This is a genomic window from Mediterraneibacter catenae (genome assembly GCF_008691045.1).
Taxonomy (GTDB): Bacteria; Bacillota; Clostridia; order Lachnospirales; family Lachnospiraceae; genus Mediterraneibacter; species Mediterraneibacter ornithocaccae.
The window spans coordinates 26,064-36,024 of the sequence record NZ_VMSO01000026.1; the positions used below are offsets into that span (position 1 = coordinate 26,064).

A 9,961-nucleotide genomic window follows, 5' to 3' on the forward strand; every position below is an offset into this window, starting at 1 on the left:
ACTTTGTATTTATACTGACTGCGCTGCCTCTGCCATGGATCTTACATACTCCGCCACGTAAGGCACGCAGTCTCTTCCGTGGGCGCCGCACAGCTTCACGATCGCGCTCCCTACGATGACGCCGTCAGCCTGCCGGCACATTTCCGCCGCCTGCTCCGGCGTCGATATCCCGAAGCCCACCGCGCACGGAATGTCTTTCGCCTCTTTTACAAGCCGCACCATCTCGCCGATATCCGTGGTGATCTCACTTCTTGTTCCCGTAACTCCCAGCGAGGAGACGCAGTACACGAATCCGGACGCTTTCTCGGCGATCATGCGGATACGCTCATGGGAAGTGGGCGCAATGAGGGAGATCAGCTCGATGCCGTACTCTCTGCATACCGAGTCGAACTCTTCTTTTTCTTCAAAAGGCACATCCGGCAGGATCAGTCCGTCCATCCCCGTCTCTTTCATTCTCTTTACAAAGCGCTCGGTCCCGTAGGAAAATACTACATTGGCATACGTCATAAACACGAGGGGGATCCGGGAATTCTTCCGGATCTTTTCCACTGTCTCAAATACTTTATCCGTGGTCACACCGCCTCCAAGCGCCCGCAGGTTTGCCGCCTGTATGACCGGCCCTTCTGCCGTGGGATCCGAGAACGGGATCCCCAGCTCTATAACGGCTGCCCCTTCTTTCTCCATCGCATAGACAAGCTGCTCCGTTGTCTCAAGATCCGGATCCCCGCATGTGATAAACGGGATAAACGCTTTCTTTCCCTGAAATGCTTCCTGTATCCTACTCATAGATATCCTCCCCTCTGTATCTTGCGATGGCGGCACAGTCTTTGTCGCCTCTTCCTGAAATGTTGATCACCACGATCTGATCTTTCGCCATCTGCGGCGCCAGTTTTCTCGCATAAGCCACCGCATGGGCGCTCTCAATGGCCGGGATGATGCCTTCTGTCCTCGCCAGATATTCAAATGCATCCACTGCCTCGTCATCCGTCACAGCTACATATTCTGCTCTCCCTCTGTCATACAGAGCAGCGTGCTCCGGTCCGATTCCCGGATAGTCCAGCCCTGCGGAAATCGAGTAGACCGGTGCGATCTGTCCGAACTCATCCTGACAGAAATAGGACTTCATGCCGTGAAAGATCCCCAGCTTTCCGGTGGCAATGGTGGCAGCCGTCTCCGCCGTGTTGACGCCTCTTCCTGCCGCCTCACAGCCGATCAGCCGCACACTCTCGTCTTCAATAAAATGATAGAACGCACCGATGGCATTGGAGCCGCCGCCCACGCAGGCGAGAACCGCATCCGGAAGTTTTCCTTCTTTCTCCATCAGCTGCTCTTTGATTTCTTTTGAGATAACCGCCTGAAAGTCTCTTACGATCTCCGGGAACGGATGAGGGCCCATACAGGAGCCCAGCACATAGTGGGTATCCTCGATTCGCCTAGTCCACTCTCTCATTGTCTCGGACACAGCGTCTTTCAATGTGGCAGTCCCTGTAGTGACCGCATGTACCTGTGCTCCGAGAAGACGCATCCGGTAGACATTAAGTGCCTGCCTTTTCGTATCTTCCTCCCCCATGAACACTTCACACTCCATACCCATAAGAGCCGCTGCCGTGGCAGTGGCGACGCCGTGCTGCCCCGCTCCTGTCTCCGCAATTACTCTCGCCTTTCCCATCTTCTTTGCGAGGAGCACCTGCCCCAGCACATTATTGATCTTATGTGCACCCGTGTGGTTCAGGTCTTCACGCTTCAGATAGATTTTAGCTCCGCCCAGATCTTCACTCATCCGTTCTGCATAGTATAACCGTGACGGTCTGCCTGCATATTCATTGAGAAGCCGTGTCAGTTCTTCGTTGAACTGCTCATCATTTTTATAATAGTTATATGCTTCCTCTAATTCATTCACTGCATTCATCAGCGTCTCCGGTATATACTGTCCGCCATGAATGCCGTATCTTCCTTTCTTCATATCGTAATACTCCTTACCGCAGCCACTGCTGCCAATATCTTTTCTCTGTCTTTCTTTCCGCCTGTTTCCACTGAACTGCTGAGATCCACAGCATAAGGATGGTACTCGCTTACCGCTTCAGGGATATTCCCGGCATCCAGCCCGCCTGCCAGAATGTACGGTCTTTTTTTCCAATGCCTGAGAAGTTCCCATTCAAAAGATGCCCCGGTGCCGCCTTTCCCGTGATCCAGGAGCACCAGATCCGCACTGCTCTTTTCCGCCGTCTCAAGGTCAGAAAGATTTTGTATCGAAAATGCCTTGATCAGCGGTTTGTCCGTAAGATCCCTCAGCCGCCTGATATAGATTTCATCCTCGCGTCCGTGGAGCTGCGCTATATCAATGACACCGCCATTCAGCAGTTCCGCCACAAGCTCCTGCTCTGCGTTTACAAAGACGCCCACCGGACAGATCCGGTCTGACAACCGTTCCTTAAGGCTGATAAGCTGTTCAACAGTAACATTCCTCCTGCTCGACGGCACACCGATGACAAATCCGCAGTAATCAGGCAGCGCTTCGTTGGCATAGCCGATATCTTCCATGCGGCTTAATCCACAGATCTTGATCCTGGTCCTTCCTGCTGTCATCTTCCCTGGACCTCCTGCATAAGTGTTTTCAGCGCTGCCTGCCGGTCGGGCGAACGCATGAGCATCTCTCCGATCAGCACCGCGTCCGTTCCGTTTTCACAGAGTGCTTTCATATCTTCCGGACCGCGGATGCCGCTCTCAGAAACAAACACCGTACCCTCTCCCGCCAGCTGTCTCAGCCGGGCGCTGTGGCCGATGTCTACAGAGAAGTCTTTCAAATTCCTGTTATTAACTCCGATGATCCGGGCGCCCGCCTGTTTTGCCTGTTCGATTTCACCGGCATCATGTGCTTCCACGAGAGCCGACATATGAAGTTCCTCCGTCAGCCGGTGATACTCCCTCAGTTCAACATCATCCAGCACTGAACAGATCAGCAGCACCGCGGATGCCCCCAGCGCCTTTGCCTGCCAGATCATATATTCACTGCAGGTAAAATCCTTCCGGAGCACGGGAACAGATACTGTCTCTGCGATTTCCTCAAGATACACGTCACTCCCCAGAAACCAGTACGGCTCTGTCAGACAGGAGATCGCCGAAGCGCCCGCTGCCTCATAATCCTTTGCGATATCCACATAAGGGAAATCCTCTGCAATGATCCCCTTGGACGGGGATGCCTTTTTTACTTCGCATATGAAGGACATCCCCGGCTGGCGGAGCGCCCGCTCAAAAGCCGGCATATAATTCTTTTCAAGTCTGGCGCCGTTTCTGTCTCCGCTGCTGTTTGCCGCTGCGCCTGCCCGTTCTTCCCTGAGCACAGCCTCCGCCATCCGTCTCATCGCAGCCGGCGGGATCAGTTTTTCCTGCTCCCGGATCCGCTCCCTCGTCCTCTCTGTTATCGTCTTTAATATATTCATTTTCCGCTCTCCTCAATAAACGTATCCAGCTTCTTCAATGCAAGTCCGTCATCGATGATCTGCTCTGCCTTTCTCACTCCCTCTTCAATTGACGCGGCTTTGCCTGCAATGTAGATCGCAGCTCCCGCATTCAGGCACACGGCACATCTCTTTGCCCCGCGCTCTTTTCCCGAAAGGATATCTTTCTTGATCTGCGCGTTTTCCTCCGGTGTGCCTCCCGTGAGCTCTGACTTCTCGCACCGTGTATATCCGAACTGCTCCGGCGTAATCTCATAGGACTGGAACCATCCGTCCCTGATCTCGCAGACAGAGGTCGGCGCGCTCATGGAGATCTCATCCAGCTTATCCTGACCGTATACGACCATGCCTCTGACAACCCCGAGTTTCGCCATGACCTGCGCAAGCGGCTCCACCAGTTCCTGCTCGTAGACTCCCATCAGCTCCATGTTGGCTCCCGCCGGGTTGGACAGCGGTCCTAAGATATTAAATACCGTGCGGATCCCCAGCTCTTTCCGGATCGGAGCCACATATTTCATGGCGATGTGATAGTTCTGCGCAAACAGAAAACAGATGTTGATCTTCTTCAGAAGTCCGGCGCTCTTCTCCGGAGGAAGATCAATCTTCACACCCAGCGCCTCCAGTACATCCGCCGCTCCCGACTTAGAGGACGCTGCCCGGTTTCCGTGCTTTGCCACCGGGACGCCGGCCGCCGCGATGACCATGGATGCAGTGGTGGAAATGTTAAAAGAATTTGCCCCGTCCCCGCCTGTTCCGACAATCTCCAGCACATCCATATTGTGAAGAAGCTTGATACAGTGTGACCGCATCCCCGCCGCGGATGCCGTGATCTCATCGATCGTCTCCCCTTTCAGCGACAGCACGGTAAGATAAGCCGATTTCTGCACATCCGTTGCCTTTCCCTCCATGATCTCATTCATGACCTGTTCTGCCTCTTCGTATGTCAGATCCTGTTTCTGTGAAAGTTTGATGATTGCTTCTTTGATCATTTCTATAGTCCTCCTTTTATTTGTCTGATTTCTGATCTATGCTTCCGTTTACAGCAGTTCCGGCCGCCTCCAGAAAATTCCGTATCATCGCAGATCCGTCCGGCGTCATCACTGACTCGGGATGAAACTGCAGGCCGTATATGGGATATTCCCTGTGCCGCATGGCCATGAGCTCCCCGTCGTCGCTGCGCGCCGTCACTTCCAGTTCTTCCGGAAGTGTACTCTCCTGCACTGAGAGAGAATGATATCTGGCCACCTGTACCGGCTTCTTTATCCCTTTGAATATAATGTCATCCGCCACGTCTGTCAGCAGGGAAGTCTTGCCGTGCATCAGACGTGATGCATGAGTGACCGTTGCTCCGAACGCCTCCCCGATTGCCTGATGTCCGAGACACACGCCCAAGATCGGTATCCTGCCCTTCAGCTGCCGGATCAGTTCAATACAAACGCCTGCATCTGAAGGCTTTCCCGGCCCGGGCGAGATGACGATGGCATCCGGCTTCATATCCAGCACCTCCTCCGGTGTAATCCTGTCGTTTCTCACAAGCCTTACATCCAGATCTTCCACCGAGATAAACTGATACAGGTTATACACAAAACTGTCATAATTATCGATCAAAAGTATCATGTCAGATCTCCTTTCGCCATATCCAGTGCTTTAATCACCGCTCCCGCCTTATTCATGCACTCTGCAAATTCATTCTCCGGCACACTGTCCGCCACGATTCCGGCTCCTGACTGTACACAGACGCGTCCGTCTTTTTTACAGGCGAGCCTGATAGAGATGCAGGTATCGATATTTCCTGTAAAATCAAGATAGCCGACTGCTCCGCCGTAAATTCCTCTTTTACTGCGTTCCAGCTCCGCGATGATTTCACATGCCCGGATCTTCGGCGCCCCGGAAAGTGTTCCCGCCGGGAGGATCGCGTCAATGACGTCCACGCCGTCTTTGTCCGGGCTCAGTTCCCCTGATACAGTAGAACCTATATGCATCACATATGAAAATCTCTGGATCTCCATGTATTTTTCTACGCGTACTGTTCCCGGTTTGCTGATCTTTCCGATATCGTTTCTCCCCAGGTCCACCAGCATATTATGCTCGGCAAGTTCTTTTTCATCACTTAAGAGTTCTCTTTCCAGACTCCGGTCTTCCTCTTCATCAGCGCCTCTCGGTCTTGTACCCGCAAGAGGAAATGTATAAAGCCGTCCGTTCTCCAGCTTTGCCAGTGTCTCAGGCGAAGCGCCTGCCACCTCGATATCATCACTGGAGAAGTAGAACATATAAGGCGACGGATTTGTCGTCCTCAGAACTCTGTATGTATCAAACAGACTGCCTTTCGCCTCTGCCGCCATCGGATTGGAGAGCACCACCTGAAAAATATCGCCCTCCCGGATATATTCTTTTGCCTTTTCCACTCTCCTGCAGTATTCTTCCCGGTCCGCTTCCGGCTTCAGTTCCCCAGCCTCAAGAGGGAGGAAGACCGCCTTCGCCCCGCTCTTCAGGAGGTGTTCTATATCATCCAGTTCTCTCTGTGCCCTCCTGTAATTTTCTTCCATATTTCCCTCCGTACGGACTCCTGATATGAGGATCAGCTTCTGCCTGTAGTTATCAAAGGCAATCACCTTATCAAACAGCATCAGGTCCATATCCCGGAATCCCCGCTCACCCTTTTTCCCGCACTCAAGCACTTTTTTGAGCGACGGCTCTGCATATTTCATATAGTCGTAGGAAAAATAACCTACCAGACCTCCCGTAAAAGGCGGCATTCCTTCTATCACAGGACTTCTATGTTCTTTCAGTATGTCTCTGAGTATTTCTCCAGGGTGCGCCGTATCGAATTCCCGCCGGCTCTTCTCCTCTTCCTCTCCTCCCTCAGTAATGACCACATGACCGTCAGTACAAGTAATCTCCATGGTAGGTGAATAACCGAGAAATGAATATCTTCCCCATCGCTGTTTATCCTCCGCACTCTCCAGCAGGTAGCAATGCCTGCTCGCCGCCCGCAAAGTCCGCATTACTTCCACCGGGGTAAATGCATCCGCATACAGTTCTCTGCTTACGGGGACTCTCTTATACTCCCCTGTCTGTGCATAGGATTGTAATGTTTCAAGTATGTTTTCCATCTCGGTTCCTCCTCTTCGTCTGTACTGTTATTAGTTACCGGACTGCTGCCGTTTATTCTGCCGGGGAAAGAATACCCGTTCAGCCCGCGCCGTTCGCTGTCCGTTGCCCGGCAAATGTCCGTTCAGCACGCGCCATTCGCGAAACCGCACTGACGTGCTTACTGCGGCTGCGCCGCTGTTTTGCTCATTGACAGGCGCTCTGCTCATCTGACTGACAGTCGCCGGATTCTTATGCAAGCATAAATCCGTCTCCCGTCATCAGATGGCTGAACTACAATACAAAAAAAGTCCCTGACAGAATATAATTATTCTGTCAAGGACGGTAAATTCATCAAATATAATTTCCGCGGTGCCACCTTGATTCACGGTTTCCCCGTGTGCTCTGCGAGATACCAGCATATCCCCGGCAACTGACGTATGCCCACACGTCGCAGAATACTCAGGATCATCTCCCTTTGACTGCGCCCTCCGCGGTCCATTTGGTAAACTGCATCTCGGCCCGGCTCTCACCCACCCGGACTCTCTGTGCGCGCATGAATACTTTGATCTCCGCATCATCGGTTTAAAATATTTGTTTTGTGCATATTATCACCGGTATCATAGAATTGTCAAGAACTTTCCGCGATGTTCACAGATATTTCACGCATCCATTCCTCTGTCTCCTGCGGATCTTTGCTGTTCACATACACCGGTCCGTCTCCGGTCATAATCTCCAGGACCGGCGTATATCCGGTATAAAGATACATCCTGCATTTCCCCGTATTTTCGCCTTTGAACCTGCCCAGCATTTTGTGCTGGTCTTCCCCGCCGTTGATCTTCCGGTAATCATCATCCGGAAGACTGTCCAGCAGTTCCACGCCCGTGATGTCATCACAGGCTATGCCGTAATCCGAATATCCTGATGTGATCACTACCTGCTTCCCGGATATATTTAGTTCGATCGGAACAAAGTCAATCTTCCATATCTGGACGCATCCCCATACCAGACATGCCGCAACAAACAGAAGAGCCAGGAACATAAAGATCTTTCCCGCAGGTCTTGCCATATTTGTCGTGTAATTCCATGAGCACGCCCAGTCCTGGACCATCAGACGCCGGTCATTAGGATTGCTGTACCAGCCGTTCTTCCAGTACACGTCATCGTCAATATACAACGGCCGGTCATTTTTCCGGAGCAGTTTTTCTTTCCTGCTGCGCATATAGAAGAACCCGCCGATCATAAAGAATCCCGGTATGGTTTCCATAATGCAGTAGACCCCAAGCATCCCCGCACCGATTTCCCCGTCCGCATCAAGACCGGACACGACAACAAGATACGCCGCTGCATTAAACAGGCTGCTTCCGACTAATGCCCAGGACCATACATTTTTCTGCATCCGGTTAATCTCCACATTCAGGTCCGAATCCTCGCTGTACACCTTATTGCGCATCCTTAATATCACAGTATGCAGGATTCCAAATGTAAAACTGACAAGAATCCCCGTAACCGGAAAGATCCATCCGTCATCGGACATCACCAGATAATGCCTGATATCCGCATCGATGCACGGCATCAGGATCAACGCGCAGAAAAGCAGGTGCCAGAGGGCAGACAAGCCCATTCGGCCAGACTGCACCGCCGCTTTCGTATCCACTGCCATGATCCGGCTGCCGCTGCTTCCGATCCACCCTTTCTCTACTTTCATATCGTACAGCTTCCGATGGGTACCATACAAAAGCACCATTGCTCCGATACAGAATTCCAGCAGCCACACGGACCATACGATCATAAAAACAGAAAAGTACCAGAAACAGAATCCACAGATGGCAGTGCTGATTACCACATTTACTGAGTAGAATATCTTCGTATTTCTGCAATACCGTGCCATAAAGGCCGTGACTTCCTCACTCTCCGCCGCGCTCTGCGGCAGATGCACGCCCAGAAGCGTCCCCTCGGAATACTTCCGTCTCGTTCCGTAGACCGCATAAAAAATACCTATGATCACCAGATCGGTCACTGCAAATACGCAAAACATGAACATCGCTTACACCCCCATCTCCGCAAATGCATCCTCGCACAGCTTCAGGAAATCTTCCCGTTTCAGTCCCCGCAGTTTCGCCTCGGCGCTCAATAACTCAAGCTCGTCTCCCAACCTGTCCATATACCTCTCCGCCGCGGCGTCTCCCGCGGTCCCCCTATCCGGTATACTGCTCACAACAGCGCCTTTTCTCCGGTCTGTTTCAATAAATCCCTCCGTTTTCAGGAGCTGATACGCTTTACTCACCGTCATCGTATTAACCCCAAGTTCTGAAGCAAGCTGCCGCACTGTAGGCAGATTTTCACCCGCCGCCAGTTCTCCTCTTCCGATCCCCTTGACAATCTCATTCCTGAGCTGGACGTAAATGGGAATACTTCCCGCCATATCAATCTTAAGTATCATGCATATCACCTCTTTTTGTATTATATCACATGATACAAATGATACAATATCCTTTTTGTGAATACCGTGCATTTTTTCACATTGTATGCTATCATAGTTGTTACTGGATCATGACTTCCGCCATCGGCTGTCTATCCCGCTGCCGGAAGATCAAATACATACAAAGGAGTTTTATTTTATGAAAATGAATGAATTAAAGCTTGTCTATTTCAGTCCGACAGGCGCAACAAGAAAGGCAGTCATGGAGACTGCCCGCAGCATTGATCTTAAGTCGGTATCTTTTGACTTTTCCGTATATAAGGAGAAAAAACCGACGCTGAAATTTACCCGCAATGATCTCGCCATCTTCGGAATTCCGGTATATTACGGAAGGGTACCCGCCCTTTTTATGGAATACCTTCAGAATATCTCGGGTGACAACACCCCCGCCGCCCTGGTCGCCACATACGGGTGCCGCGAATATGAAGACGCCCTCCTCGAACTCAAGACCGAGGTGGAAAGCCGCGGGTTCAAAGTAATAGGAGCCGCTGCATTTCCCGCAGAGCACTCCATCGTACCGTCCATCGGCTCAAGAAGGCCGAACAAAACAGATTTGAAGGCAATTGCCGAATTCGGAGTGGAGTTAAACCGCCGGATCAGAAAGGAAGAGTCTTTTGACCATATCGACATCAAGGTGCCGGGCAACACGCCTTACAAAAAGTACGGGAAAAATTCTCTGTTCCCCAAGGCCGAGTCAAGCATGTGCACTCTCTGCGGCGCCTGCGCCAAAGTCTGTCCGACCGGGGCAATCCCGCTTAAAGAGCCAAAAAAGACAGATACAAAGAAATGTATCGGCTGCATGAAATGCGTCCGCGTCTGTAAGCAGAACGCACGAAGCGTCAATTCCCTGAAAATGAAAATGCTCGAAGGTAAGCTGAAAAAAGCATGTCAGAGCGATAAAAAAGCGGAGATCTTTCTGTAAATCAAATTC

Annotated in this window: 10 protein-coding genes; 1 reads left to right on the forward strand and 9 read right to left on the reverse strand. The window is 51.6% G+C overall.

Annotated elements, in window-relative coordinates; all coding sequences use genetic code 11:
• Positions 1 to 9: 9 nt before the first annotated feature.
• The 9 genes from trpA to FNY66_RS13765 all read right to left on the reverse strand — a co-directional run bounded on the left by trpA (position 10) and on the right by FNY66_RS13765 (position 8,991).
• On the reverse strand, positions 10 to 786 hold the full coding sequence (gene trpA, locus FNY66_RS13725) for a tryptophan synthase subunit alpha (protein WP_190324846.1): 777 nt from the start codon (positions 784 to 786) through the stop codon (positions 10 to 12).
• A complete protein-coding gene (trpB, locus tag FNY66_RS13730) occupies positions 779 to 1,963 on the reverse strand; it encodes a tryptophan synthase subunit beta (protein ID WP_150311506.1) in 1,185 nt (394 codons plus the stop codon). Before trpB ends, trpA begins: the two co-directional genes overlap by 8 nt.
• Positions 1,960 to 2,586, reverse strand: coding sequence for a phosphoribosylanthranilate isomerase (locus tag FNY66_RS13735; protein ID WP_150311507.1), 627 nt, complete (start codon positions 2,584 to 2,586; stop codon positions 1,960 to 1,962). Before FNY66_RS13735 ends, trpB begins: the two co-directional genes overlap by 4 nt.
• Complete coding sequence (trpC, locus tag FNY66_RS13740) at positions 2,583 to 3,440, reverse strand: indole-3-glycerol phosphate synthase TrpC (protein ID WP_150311508.1); 858 nt, start codon at positions 3,438 to 3,440, stop codon at positions 2,583 to 2,585. Before trpC ends, FNY66_RS13735 begins: the two co-directional genes overlap by 4 nt.
• Entirely contained in the window at positions 3,437 to 4,447 is a 1,011-nt protein-coding gene (gene trpD / locus FNY66_RS13745; protein ID WP_150311509.1) for an anthranilate phosphoribosyltransferase, read from the reverse strand. Before trpD ends, trpC begins: the two co-directional genes overlap by 4 nt.
• A 16-nt stretch (positions 4,448 to 4,463) precedes the next feature.
• Positions 4,464 to 5,075: an anthranilate synthase component II gene (locus FNY66_RS13750; protein WP_150311510.1), complete on the reverse strand. Its 612-nt coding sequence runs from the start codon at positions 5,073 to 5,075 to the stop codon at positions 4,464 to 4,466.
• Positions 5,072 to 6,571, reverse strand: a complete 1,500-nt coding sequence (gene trpE / locus FNY66_RS13755; protein ID WP_150311511.1) for an anthranilate synthase component I — start codon at positions 6,569 to 6,571, stop codon at positions 5,072 to 5,074. Before trpE ends, FNY66_RS13750 begins: the two co-directional genes overlap by 4 nt.
• Before the next feature lie 608 nt (positions 6,572 to 7,179).
• Complete coding sequence (locus tag FNY66_RS13760) at positions 7,180 to 8,592, reverse strand: hypothetical protein (protein ID WP_087151777.1); 1,413 nt, start codon at positions 8,590 to 8,592, stop codon at positions 7,180 to 7,182.
• A gap of 3 nt (positions 8,593 to 8,595) precedes the next feature.
• Complete coding sequence (locus tag FNY66_RS13765) at positions 8,596 to 8,991, reverse strand: GntR family transcriptional regulator (RefSeq protein WP_087151778.1); 396 nt, start codon at positions 8,989 to 8,991, stop codon at positions 8,596 to 8,598.
• A gap of 178 nt (positions 8,992 to 9,169) precedes the next feature.
• On the opposite strand from FNY66_RS13765, the gene FNY66_RS13770 reads away from it, so the two are divergent.
• Positions 9,170 to 9,952, forward strand: a complete 783-nt coding sequence (locus FNY66_RS13770; protein WP_150311512.1) for an EFR1 family ferrodoxin — start codon at positions 9,170 to 9,172, stop codon at positions 9,950 to 9,952.
• Positions 9,953 to 9,961 lie beyond the last annotated feature (9 nt).